We start from the raw sequence: 25,112 nt of genomic DNA on the forward strand, positions 1-25,112 counted from the left end.
TCTCAGGTAGTTTGTGGAAGGCTGATCACATATGCAAGGCCATTTTGCTCATCGCAGGAAAAGTCGAATTTGCCATTCATGTTCTCAACAAATTGCTTGGTGAAATTCAGGACAACACTTTCAGGGTTTACGTCAACGCTGATCGGAGTGTCACTTTTAACAACAATATTTAGAATATTGCTATCCGATTGAATACCAAGGTCCAGATCTATACTTATTTTTGCACCAGCACGACTAAGTTTAATGGCACTTGAAACCGGACTTCCAGCAATCTGCAGGATCTTGCTTTTTGAAAAGGGTATATGCTGCTTATTGCTGTTGATAAAAAAATCAAGCGTAACTTCCTTATTTTTGGCCAGTGGCATAAAAAGCTGACTTAATCGGTCACTCAAGGTCTTTAGATTAAAGCTATAAGGCTCCGAATCATTGTCTCCAAGCTCGGTAACAATGTTGTCTGTTATTTCTAAAATAGATTTGCTGCTGCTGTTTATCAGAGTGACATATTCAACTACCTCTATTTTTTCATGAACTTCATTTTCATCAATCAGCAAATCAGAAATTCCAATGATTCCGGCTAATGGATTTCGGATATCATGGGCTATTTTTCGTTGCATTTTTATAGCATCCGATAGATTTGTTTTAAGCCCGTTGATTACATTGAAAGTTTTTAATTTGTTGACGATTTCTTCTCCAATTAATTTTAATAATTCAATCTTTTCCGGGTTGATTTCTGTAGCATGCCTGTCCATTATACTTAGGGTTCCAATATTAACCCCTTTACTTATCTCTAAAGGAATTCCTAGATAGTAATTTAAATAGGGCTCATTTTTAACATAAGAAATGTTCTTAAAACGGTTATCCTTAGATAGGTTAGAAATTTCAAAAACTTCAGTTCCTGAAATAGTATACTGGCATATACATTCTTCTCTGGGTAAGGATGTTATTTGAATACCATGCTGAGCAATAGTCCATTGCGTATGGGAATCTACCATGCTTAAAAGAATCACGTCCATATCAGTGATCTTTGAAACAATCTTTAACATACAGCTGAATTCGTTTTCTAATTCACTGTAATCTATATCCAGATTGGAAAGGCTGTGCATTCTTTCAACCTCGTTCAATGGCAAAGGTATTGTCATTATTATTTTTTTATCGAAGATAAATATACTTTTTTCAATAAGTATATCTACTTATGTGTAAAAATAGCTAAATTACTCTTCATCAATTAAAAAGGGCTATTTTATTCAAATAAACATATTTTTGCATATGTTCTTTAATTAAAATTATCTTTTAAAACACTACATCCTACCGATGAAAATATTGATTGCTGAAGACGACGAATTAATGCTAAAAACCCTTGAATTTCGATTGAAAAGAGATGGGCATGAAATTCTTTTAGCCAGAGATGGAAAAGCTGCCTTAGATTTGATTGAGGAGCAGATGCCGGATATGGTTATATCAGATATTATGATGCCCTACTCAACTGGTCTGGAGATCGTTGGTTTAGTAAAACAAAAGTATAAAGACACTATAAAAGTGATTATTTTATCCGGAATGGGGCAGGAAAGTGTCATTCTCGAAGCCTTTCGTCTTGGAGCAGATGATTATATAACCAAGCCTTTTAGTCCTAATGAATTATCGGTTCGGGTTAACCGATTTTCCGGAGCTGCTAAGATCAGGTAATTATAAAATATAAATTGGGCTCTATTCTTTTTGACCGTTTTAACAGTTTTGTTTCAGGATTAAGCCTTCCTGATCTCGCCACTTTCATTTTTGCTGGCCTGATCATTATATTATGCCTGTTCATTATCATATACCAGCGTCAATTAAGGAATAGGGAAGCGAATACAGGTCGTTGGGATTTTATTGCAGACCATATGATCAGGTCTGCAATTTTTTTTGAAGAAGATGAGCCAGTAGAACCGGCTAAAGTTTTTGAGCAAATAATCAGTACTCAAAAGTTCGCTGTTCCTGACCGTTTGCAAAAACTTCTAAAAAACTCTCATTTCAGAAAACTTCTGTCGGGGAAGCTGGTTGCAGCAAAACGCAATATGACCGGTGGCGCCTCCGATAATTTGTCTCAACTCTACAAACAGCTGGATCTTGATAAAAGAGCTATCGAGATGCTCGATAGCTCCTCCTGGTATCTTAAGGCTTTATCCTTACAGCAATTAGGGATCATGGGATTGCAGGAATACGAAGAAAAAATATTCGGATATGTAAATCATAAGAGGGGCCTGATCCGTGTTGAAGCGCAGAATGCAATTCTTAAATTCCAGGGTTTTGGAGGATTACGTTTCTTAGATACCGCAAGTTACCCTATAACAGAATGGCAGCAAATCAAGTTGCTGGATGAATTATCTCAATTGCCTAATGAACACTTTACAGGTATCGATGTCTGGTTAAGTTCGACAAATGATACAGTGATCCTTTTTGCATTGAAACTTGTCAAGACCTATCATCGTTTTGAACTTTATGACCAGGTTAAAGAATGCCTTAAACATACAAACCCTGAGGTAAGACGTCAGGCTATCTGGGTTTTGAAAGAATTACCCAATCACGAGACAGCCTCTGATCTTATTACTGTGTATCCTGCTGAAAATACCAGAAATCAGATCACAATACTCCATGTGCTTGAATCTGTAAGTACAGGTTCTGAAATTCCTTTCCTTTCCGGACTTCTTGATGATGAGTCTGATGAAATTAAGTTCAATACTGTCAGGACCCTGGCATCTCTGGGAACTGAAGGTATGGAAGTGGTTATGCAGCATCCTATGTCGGATAAATTTCCGTTGAATCAAATAATAGCACAGATAAAGGAGGAATTAAGATGAACTGGCAGGATCTATTGAATACCCTTATCTCTTCCTTGTTTTTATTCTATTCTATATTTCTTTTGAGTGGTTATATTTTCATTGGACTTTATTCAATTGGAGAACTAAAAAAATACCTCCGTAAAAACAGTTTTACTAATTACCGAATTCTTGCTAATGCCTCAGAAGCTCCCAGGATAAGTATTATTGCACCGGCATATAATGAGGGGGCAAATATCATTGAGAATGTTCGTTCACTACTATCAATTTATTACAGTAATCTCGAAGTGATCATTGTAAATGATGGAAGTAAGGATGATTCGCTTGAAAAATTGATTCAAGCATATGAACTTTATAAGGCTGAATATTTCGTTAATCAAAAGATACCGGCAAAAACAGTTCGGGGAGTATATAAGAGTCGTAATTCTATCTACAGTAAGCTAATTGTCGTTGATAAGGAAAATGGCGGAAAGGCAGATGCCCTTAATGTTGGTATAAATATTTCAGGGCATGATTATATCGTTTGTATCGATGTAGATTGTATTCTTGAGCAGGATGCTATTTTAAAACTGATAAAACCCTTTTTAGAAGACTCAAAGCATAGAGTAATTGCCGCTGGTGGGGTAGTAAGAATTGCAAATGGTTGTGAGGTAGAGGGTGGCCGTTTAGTCAAGGTTCATCTTCCCGGTCAATTACTGCCAAGAATGCAGACTCTTGAATACATCCGTGCTTTTTTGCTTGGCCGTATGGCATGGAGCCGTATGGGTGGTTTAATGCTTATTTCTGGCGCATTTGGCGCATTTGATAAGGAGATAGTGATCAAATGTGGTGGCTATAATCATAAAACTGTAGGTGAGGATATGGAATTGGTTGTCAGAATGCGCCGTTATATGGAGGAAATGAAAATTCCTTACAGGGTTTGTTTTATTCCTGATCCTTTATGCTGGACTGAAGCTCCTGCAACATTTAAGATCTTAGGCCGACAAAGAAATCGATGGACACGTGGTACAATTGAAACATTAAGGCTTCATAAGATCATGTTTTTCAATCCCAAATATGGCTTAATGGGCATGTTAAGCTACCCCTATTGGTTCTTCTTTGAATTTCTGGCACCCATTGTTGAATTTGTAGGTTTTATTTATTTTAATCTGTTTGTTTTCTTTGGTCAGTTAAACTATTCATATTTCCTTTCGCTATTAATAATGGTTTATACCTTTGGAGTGTTGTATTCTGTATTTGGGATCCTCATGGAAGTGAGAACCTATAATCAGTATAAGGAACACAAGGATATCAGCCGTCTATTGTTAACAGCATTCATTGAACCTATAATCCTGCATCCTTTTGGGGTATGGCATGCAATTAAGGGAAATATCGATCTAATGAGGAAAAAAACTTCCTGGGGAGAAATGACGAGGGAAGGTTTTTCAACAGCTAAAAAAGGTAAATAAGATGAGCGATATAAAAACTCCGGTTCAACATTCCATTACCAGCAAAATACTTGCGGCATGCCAGTCATTTTCAGGATTGTCTATAGTCTGGCTCATGCTTATTTTGTTGTTCAGCTTTTTTGAAAACATCTTTAACAGCATTACTCATGGTTTTCAAACAAACTTTTTTCAAATTATGTTATGGAGTTTGTTAATGGATCTGTTTTTTTGGATTAAGTGGCTCTTTTACTTGTTTTTCGCCTATTCTGTAGTTTTTTTATTATCCACCCGGCTCGCAAATGTTATATTCCAAACTTTGATAGTTATTTTTTTTATTATCCACGCCGGACTATTACTTTACTTCAATACCTCACTGGTGCTTCTTGGAGCAGATTTGTATAGTTATTCATTAAAAGATATACAGCAAACACTTGGTGCTTCCGGAAGTGTTAGCTTTTTATCTGTTTCAGTTTTCATTCTTACGATTGTTGTGATTATTGCTGCTGTGCGCTTTTTATTGCCAGGAATCAGATTTAACCGGAATCTCGCAATGATCCTGCCTTCTTTTGCCCTATTGTTTTCATTTTTAGGCTCCTCAGTTCTGGTTCCTGAGGCAAATCTTAGTACTGATTTCGAAAATAGCCTGGTGCTTAATAAATCAGATTATTTCCTGGAAGCTTCAATCAATCATTTCTATCCTCCTGATCAGGAAATTGATATTTATGCAGATAGCTATATTGGTGATTATGCAGATGGGAATACTAACAATATTGAATTTGAGTATGTTGACGAAGTCAATTATCCTTTTTTGCATCAGGAGGCAGCAGAAGATGTTCTTTCACCTTTCTTTGAGCAAAAAAATACTGCACCCAATATCGTTATCTTGCTCGTTGAAGGCTTAGGAAGGGCTTATTCAAACGAAGATGCCTATTTAGGTAGTTTTACCCCTTTTCTGGATTCGCTATCAGAAAAAAGTCTTTACTGGAATAATTTTCTAAGTCAGGGTGGACGTACTTTTGCAGTACTTCCTTCGATACTTGGATCACTGCCTTTTGCAAAGAATGGCTTTCTGGAGCTTGACAAGATCCCAAAACATCTTTCTTTACTCAACCTGCTTAAATTCAACGGCTATCACACCTCTTTTTATTATGGAGGAGACGGGGATTTTGATCGAATGATACCTTTTCTGAAATACAATATGGTGGATGAGATCAGAGATGAAAAAACATTCCCCGAAGGATATGTCAAATTGCCTCCGATCAATGGATTTACATGGGGCTATAATGATAAGGAATTGTTTAGGTACTTTCTGAACACTCGTCCTGTTAAACAGGCAAGTAAACCCATTCTAAGTGTGATCCTAACGGTTTCTACACACAATTCCTTTTTGATCAATGAAACAGAGAAATATTCAAATTTGTTTGAGAATCATTTAGCTACTATGAAACTGAATGAATCAGAGAAAAAAGATCATAGAAAATATAAGGCGCAATACACAAGTATCCTGTATATGGATGATGCAATCAGAGGGTTTATAAATGAATATCAGAAACGCGCTGACTTTGCCAATACTATATTCTTCATTACCGGTGACCATAGGATGCCGGAAATACCAATGAGTACAAAAATTGACAGGTATCATGTTCCTATGATTATCTATTCTCCGTTGTTAAAACGCACAGCTAATTTTGCTTCCGTTTCAAGCCATTATGATGTTCCGCCTTCGATTATTGCTTATCTGAAGAACTCTCATAAGCTCAAAGTTCCCTCTCTTAGCAGTTGGATAGGACAGGGGCTTGATACCAGCAGGAGCTTTCAGAATATTCACAGCATGCCATTCATGCAAAGCAAAACAGATATTACCGACTTTATTATTGGAGATCACCATTTGAATGGGGATGTATTGTTTAAACTTAACCCCGGACTTGATGAAGAAAAGGTCAATGATGATGCTAAAAAGAATCAGATACTCAACGAATTCAGCCTTTTCAAAAAACGAAATTCAATAATTGCCAATGGCGGGAAAATTATTCCTGATTCTATATTTTTAAAATATACCCCACAGAGATAAATTATTTTAATGTTTTAGAATAATCTTCAAATATATTGCTCATCAATGGCCTGTAAAAATTCCAGAAGAAACTAGCCCTGTCCATTGGATTACTTTCATCATAAAATGCCCATTTAAAATTGCTGATACCTTTGAAATAAGAGGAATTAACAGAGATTAAGTTATCACAAAAGTCGCCCGAAAAGTAATAAAAGCTATAGTCTTTCTCTTTATGGTACGTGATTGCCGGAAAAATTAAGGGAATACCCTCTTTTTTTAGTTCGGCAAGACCTTGAGCATTCGCACTGATCTTAAAGTCAGCGGCAGACTTATTAATATTTGCATCATAACTTATAATATCAAACCAGAAAGGGTATTTAACTTCAGAAGGTAATCCCAAACTTTGCTGTCCGAAATTATTGCTCACAATATGTGGCATAGGGTCTTTCAGGTGCGTGCTGTCTTCAAGGATGGCAATTCTTTCGTCAATATTTACAAATGCAATTCCTGATTTTTTAAAAGGCCATTTGTTTTGGTGAGATCTCTTGTAATTATTGATCAGCCATTGCGGAATATCTTTATTTATCAGGGTGTCCAGACTTTCAAAATGCCTGGCAGTCCAGCCTGTCCAATGGACGGCAAATGCCTTTTCAAAACCTGCCCTTGAAGCAGAATCAGTAGGTGAACCTATGGTGTTAAACTCTGCAATGATGAGTTTTTTTTGTTCTTTCATTAACACCAGTAATTCAACATCTTTTGAGCTTAATCCGCCATAGAGCATTCCGGATCGCTCATTGGTGTTTTTCTTCTGATACCATTCATTATTATAGATCCCATACGTGTCCGTAAAATATACCAGATCTGCATCAATACTTAATTGCCGAAGTTGTTTTGATGAGAATCGTTCCAGGCCTTTTATTTTGAATTTTTCATCTTCAAGAGGAAAAAAACCAAAATAGTCGCGACTTAAATTATATAATTTTTTACTTGTCTTTGTATATCGCTCGTTATTTAGTATCCAGGTTAATGAAATATGTTCCTGTCCTTTCACTGTTAAAACAGTTTTATCCACTATTGCTGCGACCAGCTTTGTTTTCGGAGTTACTAACCAAAGAATCCACATTATAAGTGGCAGGAACACTAAAAAAGTAATCAGGTAAAGGAATTTCTTTATCATGTTAAAAACGTTTCATAAATCCTATGCCTAACTCCAGCTGGTTCCCTTTTGTGTCTTTGAGGTACTCCTGATTTTCGAGTGATGCCTTAAGGGATATAATATTGGATGTTTTGATCGTTTTTCTATAACCAATTGAGATATTATTCGATTTTAACTTGTAGGCGTTCCCATTATTGTAAAGAAGGTTGTTTCTTGGGTTATCCGGAGATAAACCAGTACCGGTACCGAAGCTCAAATAATCATCAGCTCCGCCAAAATAATAGCGTACGTTTAATGCTACTGACTGTGAAACAGAACTGTTAGATGGGGTTAAAAAGGATCGTAAATTAAACCAGAAGCTTTTATAATATTTGCCAACCGAGGCAGTGTAGATCCAGGTTTTCTCACCAAAACTCAACATCCTGAAGCCAGCCTCGGCCTCAAAGGCGGAAGGCAGGTTTGCATAAAGTGAAAATCCAGTACGGTACTCAGGAAATACACCCACATCCCCAGAATATCCTGCGCTTACATATGCGTAAAATACATCTGAGATCCGTGGATAAAAATCCAGCTCAAATTGGGTGCCATTCGTTTTAAACCTGTTGGCAATATTTACTCTTGCTGTTAAGGAGCCAATTCCGGTTTGCCGGGTATAATCAATGCTCCCCAAATGCCAGGGAGCATCAAACTGCTTATCAAAATATAGATAGTCGTAGCTAACACCGATTTTATTTTTTGAAACAAACTCTCCTGTTTGGCTTGAAAGGGCACGGGCTTCTGTCAGACCCGGATTTAATTTCAGCAGCAAATTGACTGTCTTACTTGCCTCCTCATATCGTCTCAGATTATTTAAAATTTTGGCCTTAAGTAATAATAGATCTTCAGATCGTTCATTATATTTTATTCCTTCAGAAACAATTGAAAGTGCCTTTTCAGAATCATTATTCCAGTATTCCAATGATCCATATGCAAGATAAACATCTTCATAACCCTGGTTTTTTTCTAAAACCTGTTTGAATTCAACTCTGGCACTGTCTATTTTGTCTGTCCAGGTGTAGAGTCTGCCCAAAAAGATCCGGATATCTGCATAATCGGGACTTTGCTTCAATGCCTGTTTTGTAAGAGCAATTGCCTCAACATAATTCTTATCATCAAAGGCAAGCTTTCTGGCCTTAACGAAAAGTTCATCCGGAGAGAGTTTATCCTGTGCAGAAACACGGCCTGTGATTGAAATCAAAGCCACTGACAAAAAAAATGTGAGCAATAATAAACCCGGTATCTTGCTCAGGTTGGTAAACAAATTCAATAGGGCAGATGTATATGATTTAGACATATATTAAAAAAGCTATTTTAATATTAAGGTACAGATATGTTTGAGGTAAATTTATGTATTAAATAAGATATCACATTATAAGCTTTCGAAATTGGCAGGATAATATGATGAATGATATTTATTAATTGACCAGTAGCATTGTTCTGATCTGCTGAATAGTATTATTCTGTAACCTTGCATAATAAACCCCCGGTAAATAACCTTCGTTTTCAAAGGTAACTTTATGGTTTCCTGCACTTATTTCAGCATCTACCAGCGTTTTGATCAATCTTCCTTCTGTGTTAAACACTTGTATAAGGGTATGTCCTCCTGAACTTTCATAGGAGATCGTGGTAGATGTCTGGAAAGGGTTCGGATAATTACTGATGATGTTCTTTCCGGCATTGGCGATCATTATATCAGGACTGCTTGACATACATGGCGCTGACTTTTTAATTACCGGTATATTCTGAAAATTCCTGAGCATAACATTTTCAAGAGTTGTTTCAGGAACACAGAACCATTGCTGCAAAATAGAAGCATAGATCGATCGGAAGTCATATTGCATGGGTATATTATCTCCAGTACCCGTACTTAAATTAATGATCGGACTGGTACCTGATACATCGTTCTGAGCATAGTGTCCAAAAACAAACAAAGGGGCTGCCGCACCATGGTCGGTCCCTCCGCTTGCATTTGACTTGATGCGCCTTCCAAATTCAGAGAAGGTCATCCCAATCACTCTTTTACTTGAATTCAGGAACTCCAGATCATCCATAAATGCTTTAATTCCTTCTGAAACTTTTTGCATCAGGTTTGCATGAGTTCCTGTTTCTGTGGCATTTGCATTGACCTGCTGGGCATGTGTATCAAATCCTCCCAGACTTACCATGTAGATCCTTGTTTTTAATCCTCCTGCAATTAAACGGGCAACTATTTTCAACTGATCTGCCAGGCTGTTTCCTGTAGGATAACCCGAAAACTGCTTGGTTACCTTTGCTGCTGCTGCTTTGATCACAGAGCCATATTGCTGGGTTTGCTGAGCGATCTGGCGGATATAGGTTAGTTCCTTTCCTCCTCTGGTATTGGGAGCTGTACCCTGTATCCCATTGATCAGGTTGTAAAAATTAACTGGGTCTGAAATAGCCATTCCCATGTTTACTGCCGGTCCCTGCATGGCAGGTGAAACAAATGATCCGATCTGTATAGCCAGCGGATCAGGCATCACACTATTTGGATAGCCCGTTGGGAAGTTACTGTATTCTTCATTCAGATAGCGTCCGGCCCATCCTGAATTGACCGTCTGATTTGAATCGGAAGCACTAAGCCAGATATCAGTTGCCCTGAAGTGTGAAAAATTGGGTTGTGGATATCCAACCGACTGTATGATCTTAAGTTTTTCATCATTAAACATAGTTTGCAATCCTTTCATTGAAGGATGTAAACCTGTAAAACTTGTACCGTTTAGTTTAAGGATCTTATTTCTGGGAATAATAATGTTTGAACGGGCATTGCTAAGATTATCGTATTGGTCAAACGGGATAACCATATTAAGGCCATCATTGCCTCCGTTCAGTTGTACGATAACGAGTACATGATCTGTTTCTGTCGGAGCCTGAGTGAGAGCAGAAACCAGCGGAGACTCAGCAAAGGCTTTAAATGTAAATCCATTGATCAGCGCAGGAAATACTATGCCTGCGGGCGCTGTTCTTCTTATAAAATCCCTTCTTTTCATGATAGCTGATATTCAGGAAGGTTCATAAGATATTTAAACATGGCCTGCAAACGTGTTAGAACTATTGTTCTGTTAGCTGCAATGCTCACATTCGCTTTATAGGTTACCCAGGCACCGGTCCAGTATGAATCTGTTGACTGCCCGGACAGAAGTATGCTTTTCAGGAAATCTCTCACTTCCTGTGAGATATCGATTGAATATATTATTGAAAGACTGTCGCTGATCAGAATATTTGGGTCAGCCGGATTGGGTAAACTGTCAACAAATGAAAGTATGTCAATATTTATCTTTTTCCCGTTCCTGGTATAACCATTTCCAATCATTGTATCGCTGAACTGGTTACGTCTGGGTAAAGTATCTGCATTGATCCAGAGCTCATGAAACTGCGGTTCCTGATAATAGGCAGCCCATCCGGCAACGCTTGGTGGATCTCCCAGGTTTTGCTGCATATTTGAAGCCTGTGTACGGATATAATCATGCATGTAATAATGATTAACTATATCTGTTGAAAGCGGAAAAACCATATTGAACTCCCTGCATAAGCCCACACAAAAATCAACCGGACTCTTTATCAAACAGGCACGGTTTACCGGGTCAAAGAAATGTTCACTGCTGAAGAGTGCCTTTAGTACCGGCTTTATTTCATAATTGCTATTCCTGAAAATAGTGGCAAGAGGGGCAATCACATTCGTCTCAGTTGCTACGTCAATTTCATAATAAATGAAAAAACGATATAATCTGCGACAAATATAAAGCGCAGTTTCAGGCTGCTGAAAGATCATATTGATCAGTTCATCCAACTCAGATGCGCCGCTTGTGCCAGTTTTTCCTGTAATAAGTGCGTTATTAAAAAATGCGGAAAACTGTTTATTCCCGGTGTCATGTTTATTAGGGTCAAATGCAGAGGCGATCGTTGTTGCATTGACCGTATATCCTGTTAATACCCTGGCGGCCTGCTTTACATCACTTTCTGTATAATTGGATTTCGGACCTTTACCCAATGTGAATAATTCTTGCAGTTCCCTTGCATAGTTTTCGTCAGGTGAGGTCTTATTGTTCAGATAACCGTTCAGATACCGCAGCATTCCCGGATCAAGAGTTATTTCTTTAACTAAAGCTTTGAAATTGCCAAGTGCGAAACTTCTTATAAGAGCATTCTGCTTGAATACATATCGGGCGTCATTGATATCGGCAGTTTCAGTGGCAAAATGATTATGCCAGAATAAAACCATTTTTTCATGAATGGAGGTATTTTGATTGAGCATCAGTCCGGTCCACCATGATTTGAAAGAAGTTATTCTGCGACCAGTAGCATTTCCATCATTTGGAGCTGTCACCCATGTCTGGCCCAATGGAACATTCGGGTCAGTATAATTCGCATCATTGTAATTATTAAGCGGAGGAACTGGAGCAGGATCGGCAATTAAAAGCAAATCCAGAACCTCATCCAAAGTTTTACCTTTTACTTTGGAGATGTCTGCCTGCTTCACACCAAAAAGCACCCGTTTTAGTAAATGAATGATTTCAGCATTACCAAATGGTGGGGAATAGGAAAACAATCCTGCATTTGTACGAAATTCAGGAGTTTTTGTATTGGTTTTTGCGGTAATGAAACTACGTCTATCCATCAAGGACCGAAATGATTTGTTGATAATCAGAGGTAATAATAATTAAAATTTATTCCTTTATAAGGAATCCAGCAGACAATTATTTAAACACATTTTCTGGGTTAAAAACTTAATTATAACCTTAATTTCGCCTATATCTTGTCGGTAGGATGACTTTCAGGATCACCAGAATCCTTATTCATATCTTCTTCAAATTTCTTTTCGTCCTTCTGGTTTCTTTTAATAACAAAGAGCAGCAAAATTATTGCAATTAACACGATTGGTACAAAGATGAAGTAATTGATTTCCATAGGTTTAGAATTAATACTTTATTAAATTCAATTTCTTTATGAAGATAGGGTTTATTCTCCTTTTTTTATTGGATTCGAAGAGGCTATTAATTAATTCATTGATAATTAATTAATTCTTAATATTCAGGTATCTTTCATGCTGACCCAGCAATTTTCAAAGCACTAAATGTTTATTTTTAAATTTTATATCTCATTAGTTTTTTTCTTACTTAGCCGTTTAATCTTTATATCCAATAAATCATAAATTATGAAGTATATCTTCCTCAATTTTGTCCTGGCCATTGGCATTTTCGGATACTTTTTTGTACTTCCTGAAAGCAAAATAAAGGATCAGCCAAAAGATATAAAACAAGTCAGCACAGAAGTGAAAACTGTTGCAAGAAATCTTAGTGTTCCCTGGGAAATTGCCTGGGGTCCGGATAATAAGATATGGATTGCCGAACAGCATGGTCTGATCAGTAGGATAGACCCACTCACCGGGAAAAAGGAAATATTATTGAAGTTAAATGATGTTTGGCAGCTGCGAACTACAGGTTTGCTTGGTATGGCGCTGCATTCTGACATGAAGAAAAATCCCTATGTTTTTCTGGATTATACAATAGAAAAAGATAAAAAAAAATATTCCCGTCTGGTACGTTATACATGGGCGAAGGATACACTTTTGAATGCAAAGGTATTGATGGAAATCCCTGCTGCTTTAGGCCACAACGGATCCAGAATCGTTGTGAATAAGGGTCTTGTTTATTGGGCTACGGGCGATGCCATGAGTATGGTTGATTCTCAGGATCCAAAAACACCGAATGGAAAGATCTTAAGAATGAATAGTGATGGATCAGTTCCTGCCGATAACCCGATGAAAGGGAATCCGGTTTGGGCTTGGGGCTTCCGTAATATTCAGGGTATGGTTTTCTCAAATAGCGGACAACTCTATACTTCAGAGCATGGAGACACGAATGATGATGAAGTTAACCTGATCAATAAAAGCAGAAATTATGGGTGGCCCACAGTTCAGGGTTTTGCCGAAAGTGTTGCTGAAACTTCATTCAAAGGCTTGAATAGTACTGTTGATCCATTAAAAGCCTGGACTCCAACTATTGGTCCTGCAGGTCTTGATTATTATTCTTCAGATAAGATTTCCGGATTAAAGAATTCGCTCTTACTGGTATCCTTGAAAGGAAAGAGCTTAAGGGCACTTAAGCTGGATAATGAAGGTAAAAAAATACTCGCTGAAGATATCTATTTCGAGAATAAGTTTGGTAGGATCAGAGACCTTTGTGTTTCACCTGCCGGTGATATTTATCTGGCAACAAGTAACCGTGACTGGAATCCGGTTGCCGGTTTTCCACTGCCTGAGGATGACAGAATAATTAAGATCTCTAATCTGAGTAAATCTGATCCTCAGAATTCTCTTTCTTCCATGGCCGCAGGTTCAAAAGCCGAAACTTTGTATCTGCAATACTGCGCCTCATGTCATAAGGAAAATGGATTAGGCGTGAAGGGTACATTTCCATCTTTGCAGAATTCACAAACGGTTGTACTTAATCCAAAAGAGCTGATCAAAAAGGTCTTAATGGGTTCCACTGGTCCTGCAACTATTAATGGAGTAACATACGATTCAGCAATGCCTTCTTTTGCCTTCATGAAAGATGAGGATTTACTGGATATTTTAACCTATATCCGTTCCATGGGATCAAGTCATGCTATTCCAATCAAGCCTGAACTGGTAAAACAGGTTAGATCTTCATTGAATAAATAATTATTGTTTTTTTATAAATAAATTTCCTTTGAAATCAATTCGTCTTTTTTTAACTCTTACTCTTTTTTCCTGCTCATTGCAGGCTCAAAATTTACAAGGCCGATTAACTAACCTTGGTCCTCAGATCAAGGCTTCGGTTATTCAGGGAAGTATTTTCCTTCAGGATAAATCAGGCCGTGATCTGGTTTATACTGTTGTTAGGGGGAACCCCGCCCATTTATTGGGATATACGGTAGACGAACAGAAAATGATCCTTGATCAGGAACTTCCCGGAACGGATGGTGCCTGGGATATGGCAGTTTCAACTGATGGATGGCTATATGTTCCCGGTGCTAAAGGACGTTTATACAGGCATTTGCCGGGAACAGAAAAGGTTGAAGATCTTGGTGTCGTTTTACCGGGTCAAACAACAGTTTGGAATCTTGCCGCAGGCAAGAACGGAGAGATGTTCGGAGCTACCTATCCCGGATGCAGGGTATTCCGGTATCATGCAAATGATGGGTTTTCTGATGTGGGGAAGGGACCAATGGTGGAAGGCGAAAATTATGTAAGGAGTTTGGCATATTATGAAAAAACCGGAAAAATCTATGCCGGTGTGGGATCTCATGCTGATCTGATCGAGTTGAACCCTCAGGATGGATCCAAAAGATCGATTTTACCCCTGGAGTTTAAAAACAAAGAGTTCGTTTATAGTCTGGAGATCATTAAAGGTCAGCCTGGAGGGGATAGAATGCTTGCTCTGATAACCAATGGTAGTTTTACATTGGTTTATAACCTTCAGACAGAGAAATTCGAGTATCAGATAGATGAAATGGATATGAAGGCGGTTAGTCAGGCCGATCAGAACAATCGTATTTATTACACCCTTAAATCTGGCCTCTATAGCCGTGATCTTTCCAATCGCCAGCAGGCACCGCTTAAGCTTGAAGAACATGCAGGTTCTGCAAATGCAATCCTGTACAAGGAAAAAAAGGTTTTAATATTAAATACAGATGCCATGCTTCTGGTGAGGAATATGGAAACCGGAGTAATGAAAGGTACAAAGCTGAATATCCCAGGCCAGCCTATCGCTTTACAAAGTATCATGAAAGGACCGGATGGCAGGATCTGGTCAGGGGGCTATTTAGCTGGCGGCCATGCAGCCTATGATCCTGAAACAAAACAGCATACTTCTTATCCCGGCTTGCACCAGACAGAAGGGATGACAGTAAAAGATAAGTTCATCTATTTTGGGATCTATCCAAAGGGACATATGTATGAATATAATACGGAAAAGGATTGGGATGTGAAAAAGGGTAATCCCAAATTTCTTGGACAAATACCTGATCAGAGTCGTCCATTTGCTGTTTTAAGTGAAAAGCAAAGTGGAAAAGTGTTCTTTGGGATGGTTCCTGAATATGGTAAACTTGGTGGTGCTCTGGTTAGTTACGATCCTGCAAAATCTGAATTGAAATCCCTGGGGCTTGTGGTTGCTGATCAATCTATTGTAAGTCTTACCTATGCCAACGGACTTGTATGGGGTGGTACCAGTATTTCGGGTGGTTTGGGTGTAATGCCCTCGACTAAAGTTCCAAAACTCTTTTCATGGGATGTGAATAAGGGAGTCAAAGTAGATGAGATCATACCTGTTCAGGGTGCGAATGCCATTACAACTTTAATTCATGGTCCGGATGGGAACATCTGGGGTATGGCCGGAGGTACACTCTTTGTGTTCGATCCAAAAACTAAAAAGGTGATCAATGAAAAGGTAATTTATCCTACTCCACCATTGACCAGTCATGTTTGGCGCGATGCTTTCCTGCTTGCTCATCCTTCCGGAATGATTTACGGAACTGGTGGAAGTCAGCTTTTCAAAATTGATCCGAAAACAATGAATGTGGAAGTTCTTGTTAAACCTGCCAGCCTGCTGGCAATGGATGATCAGGGCAGGCTTTATTTTCATCGATCTGCGGAATTATGGCAGTATGACCCTTCTTTTAAATGAGAAATATATTCCTGTTCTGATGGATATCATTTTTTATTGATGAGAAATAGTTTATTGTTGGATTATATTTAATCAGTATTTGGGTTCCTTATATTGAACATTATTGAAAGCAAATTTTTGATGCGCAAGAAGAAAATATTCAATAGGCTTCGTTTTTTTTGGAAAAAACTGGGACCTGGCCTGATAACAGGTGCCAGTGACGATGATCCATCAGGAATTGCAACTTACTCGCAAGCTGGTGCTCAGTACGGACTTTCAACACTTTGGACAGCCCTGATCACTTTTCCCCTGATGGCTGCAATTCAGGAAATGTGTGCAAGAATCGGTTTAGTAACTTCAAAAGGGCTAACAGGCACACTAAAGGACCATTACTCAAAGCCAGTTCTTTATCTGATGGTCTTGTTTAGTTTTCCTGCCATTGTAATGAATATTGGAGCTAATATTGCTGGTATGGGAGCTGTAGGTAACCTGTTGTTTCCGGCCATCCATGCAGGATTCTTTAGCATTGGTTTTACAGTTCTGCTTCTTGTCCTTATTATTTATCTGCCCTATCGAAAGTTTGCCTCTACACTTAAATATCTTTGCATTGTTCTTCTGGTTTATTTGATCGTTCCTTTTTTATATAAACAGGATTGGATTGCTGTTCTTAAAGGTGCATTGATTCCCGAAATTACTTTTGATAAAAAATACATCAGCATATTAGTTGGGATCCTTGGAACAACCATTTCTCCCTATCTTTTTTTCTGGCAGGCAACAATGGTGGCAGAGGACAGTACTCATAAGAGGAAAAAAATTATCATTGACAAGAAAATATTAGGCGACCTAAAGCAGGATGTTGATTTCGGAATGTTGTTTTCTAATATTGTCATGTTCTTTGTTATCCTAACATCCGGAACTGTGTTATTTAATAGCGGAATTCATAACATAGATACCGTTGAGCAGGCAGCATTGGCCTTGAGGCCTTTAGCAGGCGATGCCGCTTATTTACTTTTTGCACTTGGGGTAATTGGAACCGGATTATTAGCTATCCCGGTACTATGTGGTTCTCTTTCTTATATAATTACAGAGACCTTTGGATGGCAAAGGGGATTGGATAAGAAATTTCATCAGGCTAAAGCATTTTATATGGTGGCTGCAATTTCCCTTATTCTCGGATTATTGATGAATATTATCGGAATTTCTCCAATAAAAGCCCTGCTTTGGTCTGCTATTTTATATGGATTAACCGCACCTGTTCTTATTGCAATTATTCTTCATATAGCTAATAATAAGGATGTTATGGGAGATTTTACAAATAGTAAACGTTCTAATATCCTGGGCTTTACAGCTCTGATCTTAATGAGTATCGCTGCATTGATCCTGATCTATTTGCAGATCTTCGATTGACAGGTGTTTATTTATGCTTCTTCAGGTATGCAACAGGTGATTCTTTGATTAAACTAAAACAATTGGCTTTTCTTGTTAATTTTCTATTAATTAGAGGAAGAATACAAACCTAATACAGGATTGCAATGATCCTAACAATAAACCCATGAATTACAGACAATACGCAGAAAAATATCAGGATAATCTTCTGAAAGATGTTATTCCATTTTGGTTAAAGAATTCAGGAGACAAGGAATATGGTGGGTTTTTTACCTGTCTTGACCGTGGAGGAAATGTGTTTGATACCGATAAGTTCGCCTGGTTGCAGTTCAGGCAGGTATGGTGCTTTAGTATGTTATACAATCAGGTGGAGCAGAAGAAGGAGTGGCTTGATTTTGCAATTCAGGGTGCCGAATTCATGAAGAAGCATGGGAAAGACAGTGAAGGTAATTTCTATTTTTCACTCACCCGCGAAGGTCAGCCGCTTATTCAGCCATATAATATATTTTCAGATTGCTTTGCAGCAATGGCCTTTGCTCAGCTCTACAAAGCTACTGGAACAGAAGAATATGCAAAGCTTGCAATTGATACATTCAATAATATCCTTCGCAAGAAGGATGATCCGAAAGGAAAATATAATAAAGCCTATCCGGATACCCGTCCGCTGCAGGGTTTTTCATTACCAATGATCCTTTGTAACCTGGTTCTTGAACTGGAGCATCTTCTGGATCGGGACTTGATAGAAAAAACAATAAATGATGGCATTCATTCAGTTATGGATATCTTTTATCAGGAAGACCTGGGCATTATCCTGGAGAATGTAAAGCCAGATGGTTCATTTTCTGATTCCTTTGAAGGCAGGTTGGTCAATCCCGGACACGGACTGGAATCTATGTGGTTCATAATGGATATTGCCGAGCGCAGAAATGATCAGGCTCTAATTAAAAAGGCAGTAGATATTACCATCAATATTCTGGAATATGGCTGGGACAAGGAATTTGAAGGGATTTTATACTTCATGGACGTGAAAGGGCATCCTCCTCAGCAATTGGAATGGGATCAGAAATTATGGTGGGTGCATATCGAAACTTTGATCAGCTTGTTGAAAGGATTTCACCATACCGGTGATCAGCGATGCTGGGATTGGTTTGAAAAGGTTCATAAATATACATGGGCCCACTTTCCGGATGCTGAAAAGGGCGAATGGTATGGTTATCTGAACCGAAGGGGAGAAGTATTACTTCCATTAAAGGGCGGTAAATGGAAGGGTTGTTTTCATGTTCCAAGAGGACTGTATCAGTGCTGGAAAACCTTAGAAAAAATAGAAGCAAAATACTCAAAATAGTTTTTAGCAATTAGTTTTAAGCTAAAGGCTGAAGAAGAATTCAAATTTTAAGAATATGGCAAACATCCCTATGCAAAATGCAGTGATCTCAGATAATGAGAGCAGCAAGCAGAATTACATGCCTGCACTTATTTCGCTTGCAGTTCTTTACTTCATGAACGGCTTTATTACCTGCCTGAATGATACTCTGGTGCCTTTTTTTAAAGAAGGATTCACCTTAAGTTATGCGGATTCATCCCTGGTGCAATTCTACTTTTTCCTGACCTACGGGCTTATGTCATTTCCTGCAGGTATGATCGTCGAGAAGATCGGTTATAAGAATGGAATGGTACTTGGATTTGCCATTGCGGCGGTCGGAGCTTTATTATTTTACCCTGCAGCCGATATGCATCTCTATTATTTGTTCCTTGCCGCTTTATTTGTTTTAGCGATCGGTATTGTGGTATTACAGGTAGCTTCAAACCCTTATATCACTGCTCTTGGTCCGGCGAAGACAGCCTCTTCACGTCTTACACTAATCCAGGCAGTAGGATCCATCGGAACAACGGTAGCACCCATTTTTGGTGCCCACTTTATTCTATCCAGGTTGCAGGAATCTGGTACCTCCAGCGATGCGGTAAAATATCCTTATTTAGGAATTGCTGCTTTGCTGATCTGTATCGCACTGGTTGTTTATAATTTAAAACTCCCAAAGATAAGTGCCGGTGCCGAAAGCATTTTGGCTACTCCTGAAGAAAGAAGGAGTATTTTCTCATTCCGTAACCTGAACTTCGGTTCATGGGCTATTTTTGCATATGTAGGTGCTGAAGTATCAATTGGTACTTTTCTTACTAATTACATCGCCGATACACTAAGTATGGGCGTTGAAGATGCAAATTCTTATGTTTCCTACTATTGGGGTGGAATGCTTGCTGGTCGTTTGCTCGGTTCCTACCTGCTTAAAACATTAAAACCTTCATTTGTCCTTACGGTTTGTGCCGCTGCTGCAATATTGCTGGTGGTGCTTTCTGTTAGTACTGCCGGGACATTCGCCGTTTGGTCGATGATCGGCGTAGGATTATTCAATTCAGTGATGTTCGCTATTATTTTCTCGCTTTCCGTTCAGGGCCTGGGCAAATACACCACCAAGGCTTCGGGAATATTATCAACAGCCATTGCAGGTGGTGCTATCATCTCATTCTCGCAAGGTTATTTAAAAGATCATTCAACATGGGCTGTAGCATTTATGATTCCGGTTCTTTGTTATTTATACATCGTATTTTTTGGGATTAACGGCTATAAGTCAAAAGCTGAAAGTTTATGAAAAGAAGAAATTTTATAAGTCTGACAGGACTGGGAGCTACAGGTTTGGCTTCAGGAGCATTGTCAGCATTCCCAAATCACTCATTTGCATCTGGTTCTATAGTGGAACAGAAATCCTCTGAACTGCATGGCAGTGTGGTGATCGCCGGGGGAGGAGTAGGAGGCTGTGCAGCAGCTTTATCTGCTTTGCGCAATGGTTTGGACGTGGTCATGACCGAAGAAACCGACTGGATCGGTGGCCAGCTTACCTCACAGGGAGTACCTCCGGATGAACATAGCTGGATCGAAACTCATGGTGCCCCTAAAGCTTATCGCGATTACAGAAATGCGGTCAGGAATTATTACAAAAATAACTACCCGATCACAGATGCGGCTAAAGCAAGGCCCAGGCTTAATCCGGGAAATGCGATGGTTTCTGCGCTTTGCCACGAGCCAAGGGTTTCTCTGGCAGTTTTGCATGATATGCTTGCCCCATATATCAGTTCAGGGAAATTAACTTTGCTGCTTGAGCATAAGATCAGCTCTGCCGAGTATTCAGGAAATAAAGTGAAAGCTTTGAAAGCTCAGAGTTTAAGATCCGGCCGCACACTTATTTTAACTGCTCCATACTTTGTGGATGCTACTGAAACCGGCGAATTACTACCAATGACCGGCACTGAATTTGTAATGGGCACTGAATCGCGAAATGAAACTCATGAACTGCATGCGCCATTAAAGGCCGATCCGGATAACCAGCAGGCATTTACCATGTGTTTTGCGATGGATTATGTTCCCGGATCAAATAATGTGGGCAATAAACCAGCAGAATACGATTTCTGGCGAAACCTGGTTCCTAAAATGGCCCCTGCATGGTCCGGTAAATTGCTTGATCTGAGTTATTCCAATCCAAAAACTTTAGAAAAGAAACCATTGGGATTCAATCCTGATGGCAGCTCTACAGATCCATATCTGAACCTTTGGAATTACCGTCGCATACTTGCAAAAGACAATTTCACTCCTGGTGCTTTTAAAGGTGATATCTCAACGGTGAACTGGCCTCAGAATGATTATACACTGGGTAATCTGGTTGGTGTATCTCAGAAGGAGTTCAATCATCATGTAGGAAGAGGGAAGCAGTTAAGTTTATCTTTATTTCACTGGCTTCAAACAGAAGCACCACGCCCGGATGGAAAACAGGGATGGCCGGGCCTTCGTTTGCGTAAAGATATCATGGGAACGGAAGACGGTATGGCAAAATACCCTTATATCCGTGAATCAAGGCGTATTAAGGCTGAATTTACTGTGCTGGAAGAACATGTTGGTCAGGAGAACCGGATCCAGGTTGCCGGGCCTGCTGCTGGAAAGATCGCTGCCGACTTCTACGACACAGTGGGTATCGGCTATTACCATATTGATCTGCATCCCAGTAGCCGGGGGAATAATTACATTGATTTTTCATCTCTGCCATTTCAGATCCCATTGGGCTCATTGCTTCCTGTTCGAATGGAAAACCTGATTCCTGCAAACAAAAATATTGGTACAACTCATATCACTAATGGTTGTTACCGACTGCATCCGGTTGAATGGAGTATTGGCGAAACAGTTGGTTTATTGGTCACCTACTCTCTTAAAAAGCAGGTTATCCCGAAACAAGTTAGAGAAGGAAAACAATTACTTTCTGAGTTCCAGGATTTTATTGTGAAACAGGGAGTGGAGCTGAAGTGGCCTAAGCCTTAAGCTCAAAGGCTAAAGCTTATAGACTAAAGCATCAGGAATATTTGTAAATTGAAAATGCATTTTTTTAACAGAATCGAAATAAATTTAATGCTTTCACGAGGTTCCCTCACTAACTAAAGTGCAGGTTTCGGTATAAAATTCGATTTAGATCGATTTTTATCTTTTTTAAGTAAGTCGGCTTGTGGTACAGGGAACATCGACCCAAAAGAAATGATTTGCTAATTTAATGATGTTTTGCCCGCTCATTGCCGCGGGGGCTAGTCCTTTTTCTTTAGCAAAAAAGTGACCAAAATGCCACCGCTGCGTCTGATGCTATGAAAGTCAGTGGATTGGCTAGGGTTGTCTTTTCCGCACCAGCCAAGGCGGAAGAGAGGTGAACGAAAGTTCAGTGCCAGACTAATTTGTGGTTCATTTTATGTATATTTTTTTTATCTCAAATATCAGTGATTCCCCCTTTGCGAGTCTAGCGCAGTGACTATTCGGGCTCCTCTATGGAGATTTCCCTTTGGTTTAAGTTTTCAGTTTCCACAGGATCACAAATTAGGATGGATGGTGAGAAGACCCACCACAGGAAAAAAAAGATACGCGGGTCTTCGGTTTAACAAAAAAAATACCTCTACACGCTGATTTGTCATATATTGAAGATTTTTCAATTTCTGTGACGAAAGCAGGAGATCCCAAAATCTAATGCTCGGAAGTGCTACTTGAAAGAAATTGCAACTATTTTTTGATTTAGCTGGCACCTTGTTCCGGTTTTACACCGGTAGAATTGTCCTTTGGAACCGTTTATCTGATATGAATGGTAGCTGGGGATTGCTATGGGTAAAAACCGTTCATAAATTACCGGTTTTGCCTTTTGCAGAGATCGGCCTCCTGGGATTTGGCAGTAAAGGCGCGCTTTATCCTTGCATTAACAATCATGAATCACTGCCTTTAAGTAATCCGGAGAAGTGTTGTAGTTACATTCATATATTTCACTTCCCTTAACACGGCTTGGATTACACCGATAGGATAAAGCGTGGATTTACAACAAATACCGGGAAGCCGCGGCTCTTTTGCTTACTTTTCCAGCTGATGGGAAAAGTAAGTGCCCTCTCCCGCGGCATGAGCGGGATGATTTCAATTTTAATTTCTAATTTTATCCTGACATAATTGATTTAAAATGCATTTTTTAAACAGAATCGAAATTAATATACTTGTTATCAGCAGAAAGGATTGATATGAAAAATAGGGGCTTCGTTGTTTTTTTTGTATTTCTACTGAACCCGGATTTTTTATCTGCTCAAAGTGTATTAATAAAAGTCAGGGAGGAGCTTATATTTCAGGATGCCCCTTTTTCGCAATGCCATGCTTCAACCTTAGTTGAAACCAGAAAAGGTGAATTATTGGCTGCGTGGTTTGGTGGTTCTCATGAAGGGAATAAGGATGTAAAGATCTGGATATCCACGAATACAAAAGGCAAATGGTCGGCACCTGTGGCAGTTGCTGAGGGTGATTTTGGTGCCAAGGATGTTTTTCCGCTCTGGAACCCTGTTTTATTCAAAACGCAGGAAAATAAACTGATCCTATTTTATAAAGCCGGTCCGAACCCAAGAGAGTGGTGGGGAATGTATAAAACCTCAGCGGATCATGGTAAAACCTGGTCGGACGCAGTTCGTTTGCCTGATGGTATTCTTGGTCCGATAAAGAATAAACCCATTCAGCTTTCCGATGGCACAATTCTTTCCCCTTCCAGTACAGAGTCCATAGAAAATGAAAATTGGAAAGTACATATTGAACGGTCTGCAGATCAGGGTAAGACCTGGACCAGGATTCCTGTTGATCCGGGGACTGAGTTTGGAGTGATCCAGCCCAGTATTCTGAGCTATCCCGGAGGTCGGTTACAGATCCTATGCCGGAGCAAGCAAGGGAATGTGATAGAGTCGTGGTCGGAAGATCAGGGCTTGACCTGGACCAAGATGCAGCGTACAGAATTGCTTAATCCCAATTCAGGAACAGATGCTGTAACCTTGAAGGATGGTTCCCAGCTGATCGTTTATAATCCACTGATCCCAGGAAAGGAGTGGTTTAACGGTAGGTTTAAACTGAATGTTGCCCAGTCGGTTGATGGTAAAAACTGGAAGGATATACTCGTTCTGGAAGACGGTACAAAGGAAGAGTATAGCTATCCGGCAATCATACAAAGCAGTGATGGAAAGGTGCATATTTCCTATACTTTTGACAGGAAAAATATAAAATACCTTGTTATTGAAAACAAATGATTTTTGAAAAGAAATAACCCTTATCAATAATTCTTCATAATTATTAAATATCTCATATCTCACATCTCCTATCTCACATCTCAATCATGAAAAGAAGAGAAATTCTAAAAAGCCTCACTATTCTTCCACTTGCTGGCGCAATTGGTACAAAAACTGCTGAAGCAGAGATAAAGCAGAAATCTGATTGGACACCTAAGAAAGTGGCGATCGCAAGTAAATATCCTAGTTCAAGTCCCTTGTCTGCATGTATCCGTTCCGGACATTTAGTGTTTGTGAGTGGTATTGGTGGCTGGTATGCAGACAGGAGAAAGGAACCGGGAGATATTCAGGTGCAGATCAAAAGTGCCCTGGAACAGATGAAAGATCTGCTGGAGCGTGCCGGAACGAATATGGCTAATGTATTGAAAGTACATATGACCCTGGCTGAACCAAATAAGAACATCAAGGCACTCAACGAGGTGTATGGAGATTATTTCCCTGATCCGAAGCCTGTTCGTTCTTACAGTGGCTGTGGTGTTGATCAAATGGGAAGAGATGGAATATTGGTACAGATCGATTGTGTGGCTTATATAGATTGATTTTCAGAAATTTCGTTAATTTTCATATTAAAATCATTCTGATGGCGAAGCAATGATATTCCCGGATCTAATGGGTTATTTTTCTGCTATCCACTTCGGGATAGACAGTATTATTTCCAAATCTTGAACGTCTAAATTTATCACAAATCTGATTCAGGTTTATTCCTTCTCCAAATCCTCTTCAAACCGGACTGTTCGAATTAGTTTTCATTTAAAGAGAAGAATACCTTCTCCTGTTTTCGTCATTGAGTCAGTCTGAGATTATTTTAATGCAAAAAACATTCAGAAGGTGTTACTGAATTGTATTTAGTTCGAATAGGAGGTTAAACTTGTGCCTAAATCTTTCAAATTACTCTGACTCGGCCTGAAAAAAGTTTACAGTTTTCACGAAGGT

18 protein-coding genes are annotated in these 25,112 nt (G+C 39.1%); 12 read left to right on the plus strand and 6 right to left on the minus strand.

The genetic code is table 11. The features are described 5' to 3' along the window. Nucleotides 1-2: 2 nt before the first annotated feature. On the minus strand, nt 3-1,139 hold the full coding sequence (locus tag BLR27_RS12550; RefSeq protein WP_090705377.1) for a GAF domain-containing sensor histidine kinase: 1,137 nt from the start codon (nt 1,137-1,139) through the stop codon (nt 3-5). 172 nt (nt 1,140-1,311) lie between these two features. On the opposite strand from BLR27_RS12550, the gene BLR27_RS12555 reads away from it, so the two are divergent. From BLR27_RS12555 to BLR27_RS12570, 4 genes are read left to right on the plus strand one after another with little or no spacing between them, the layout of a single operon-like run. Continuing rightward, the gene (locus BLR27_RS12555; RefSeq protein WP_090705379.1) at nt 1,312-1,683 is read left to right on the plus strand and encodes a response regulator transcription factor; all 372 of its coding nucleotides are present in this window, start codon (nt 1,312-1,314) and stop codon (nt 1,681-1,683) included. 14 nt (nt 1,684-1,697) lie between these two features. After that, a complete protein-coding gene (locus tag BLR27_RS12560) occupies nt 1,698-2,834 on the plus strand; it encodes a HEAT repeat domain-containing protein (protein ID WP_090705381.1) in 1,137 nt (378 codons plus the stop codon). Continuing rightward, on the plus strand, nt 2,831-4,261 hold the full coding sequence (locus BLR27_RS12565) for a glycosyltransferase family 2 protein (protein ID WP_090705382.1): 1,431 nt from the start codon (nt 2,831-2,833) through the stop codon (nt 4,259-4,261). The genes BLR27_RS12560 and BLR27_RS12565 overlap by 4 nt, the downstream gene beginning before the upstream one ends. Nucleotide 4,262: 1 nt before the next feature. Continuing rightward, entirely contained in the window at nt 4,263-6,311 is a 2,049-nt protein-coding gene (locus tag BLR27_RS12570; RefSeq protein WP_090705384.1) for an LTA synthase family protein, read from the plus strand. 1 nt (nt 6,312) lies between these two features. Here the strand turns inward: BLR27_RS12570 and BLR27_RS12575 are convergent, their stop codons facing one another. The 5 genes from BLR27_RS12575 to BLR27_RS18540 form a co-directional block, all read right to left on the minus strand. After that, on the minus strand, nt 6,313-7,467 hold the full coding sequence (locus BLR27_RS12575; RefSeq protein ID WP_090705386.1) for a hypothetical protein: 1,155 nt from the start codon (nt 7,465-7,467) through the stop codon (nt 6,313-6,315). A gap of 1 nt (nt 7,468) precedes the next feature. Next, nucleotides 7,469-8,779: a YaiO family outer membrane beta-barrel protein gene (locus BLR27_RS12580; protein ID WP_090705388.1), complete on the minus strand. Its 1,311-nt coding sequence runs from the start codon at nt 8,777-8,779 to the stop codon at nt 7,469-7,471. 121 nt (nt 8,780-8,900) lie between these two features. Continuing rightward, entirely contained in the window at nt 8,901-10,493 is a 1,593-nt protein-coding gene (locus tag BLR27_RS12585) for a DUF1501 domain-containing protein (protein WP_090705390.1), read from the minus strand. Further along, the gene (locus BLR27_RS12590) at nt 10,490-12,121 is read right to left on the minus strand and encodes a DUF1800 domain-containing protein (RefSeq protein WP_090705391.1); all 1,632 of its coding nucleotides are present in this window, start codon (nt 12,119-12,121) and stop codon (nt 10,490-10,492) included. The genes BLR27_RS12585 and BLR27_RS12590 overlap by 4 nt, the downstream gene beginning before the upstream one ends. A gap of 131 nt (nt 12,122-12,252) precedes the next feature. Next, complete coding sequence (locus tag BLR27_RS18540) at nt 12,253-12,411, minus strand: hypothetical protein (protein ID WP_176767697.1); 159 nt, start codon at nt 12,409-12,411, stop codon at nt 12,253-12,255. 247 nt (nt 12,412-12,658) lie between these two features. Between BLR27_RS18540 and BLR27_RS12595 the strand changes: the two genes are divergently transcribed. The 8 genes from BLR27_RS12595 to BLR27_RS12635 all read left to right on the plus strand — a co-directional run bounded on the left by BLR27_RS12595 (nt 12,659) and on the right by BLR27_RS12635 (nt 24,718). Continuing rightward, nucleotides 12,659-14,167: a PQQ-dependent sugar dehydrogenase gene (locus BLR27_RS12595; protein ID WP_090705393.1), complete on the plus strand. Its 1,509-nt coding sequence runs from the start codon at nt 12,659-12,661 to the stop codon at nt 14,165-14,167. A gap of 28 nt (nt 14,168-14,195) precedes the next feature. Then, nucleotides 14,196-16,151 carry a ligand-binding sensor domain-containing protein gene (locus BLR27_RS12600; RefSeq protein ID WP_143007747.1) on the plus strand — a complete coding sequence of 652 codons (1,956 nt, stop codon included), beginning with the start codon at nt 14,196-14,198 and terminating at the stop codon, nt 16,149-16,151. A gap of 120 nt (nt 16,152-16,271) precedes the next feature. Beyond that, nucleotides 16,272-17,537 carry an NRAMP family divalent metal transporter gene (locus BLR27_RS12605; protein WP_090705397.1) on the plus strand — a complete coding sequence of 422 codons (1,266 nt, stop codon included), beginning with the start codon at nt 16,272-16,274 and terminating at the stop codon, nt 17,535-17,537. Between the two features lie 145 nt (nt 17,538-17,682). Continuing rightward, on the plus strand, nt 17,683-18,861 hold the full coding sequence (locus BLR27_RS12610) for an AGE family epimerase/isomerase (protein WP_090705399.1): 1,179 nt from the start codon (nt 17,683-17,685) through the stop codon (nt 18,859-18,861). Nucleotides 18,862-18,916: 55 nt separating this feature from the next. Continuing rightward, on the plus strand, nt 18,917-20,164 hold the full coding sequence (locus BLR27_RS12615; RefSeq protein WP_176767698.1) for a sugar MFS transporter: 1,248 nt from the start codon (nt 18,917-18,919) through the stop codon (nt 20,162-20,164). Beyond that, nucleotides 20,161-21,879: an FAD-dependent oxidoreductase gene (locus tag BLR27_RS12620; RefSeq protein WP_090705400.1), complete on the plus strand. Its 1,719-nt coding sequence runs from the start codon at nt 20,161-20,163 to the stop codon at nt 21,877-21,879. The genes BLR27_RS12615 and BLR27_RS12620 overlap by 4 nt, the downstream gene beginning before the upstream one ends. 1,220 nt (nt 21,880-23,099) lie before the next feature. Beyond that, nucleotides 23,100-24,140 carry a sialidase family protein gene (locus tag BLR27_RS12630; RefSeq protein ID WP_090705429.1) on the plus strand — a complete coding sequence of 347 codons (1,041 nt, stop codon included), beginning with the start codon at nt 23,100-23,102 and terminating at the stop codon, nt 24,138-24,140. An 86-nt stretch (nt 24,141-24,226) separates the two neighbouring features. Further along, nucleotides 24,227-24,718 carry a RidA family protein gene (locus BLR27_RS12635; protein ID WP_090705404.1) on the plus strand — a complete coding sequence of 164 codons (492 nt, stop codon included), beginning with the start codon at nt 24,227-24,229 and terminating at the stop codon, nt 24,716-24,718. Nucleotides 24,719-25,112: the final 394 nt, after the last annotated feature.

This window comes from Daejeonella rubra, assembly GCF_900103545.1.
Lineage (GTDB): Bacteria > Bacteroidota > Bacteroidia > Sphingobacteriales > Sphingobacteriaceae > Daejeonella > Daejeonella rubra.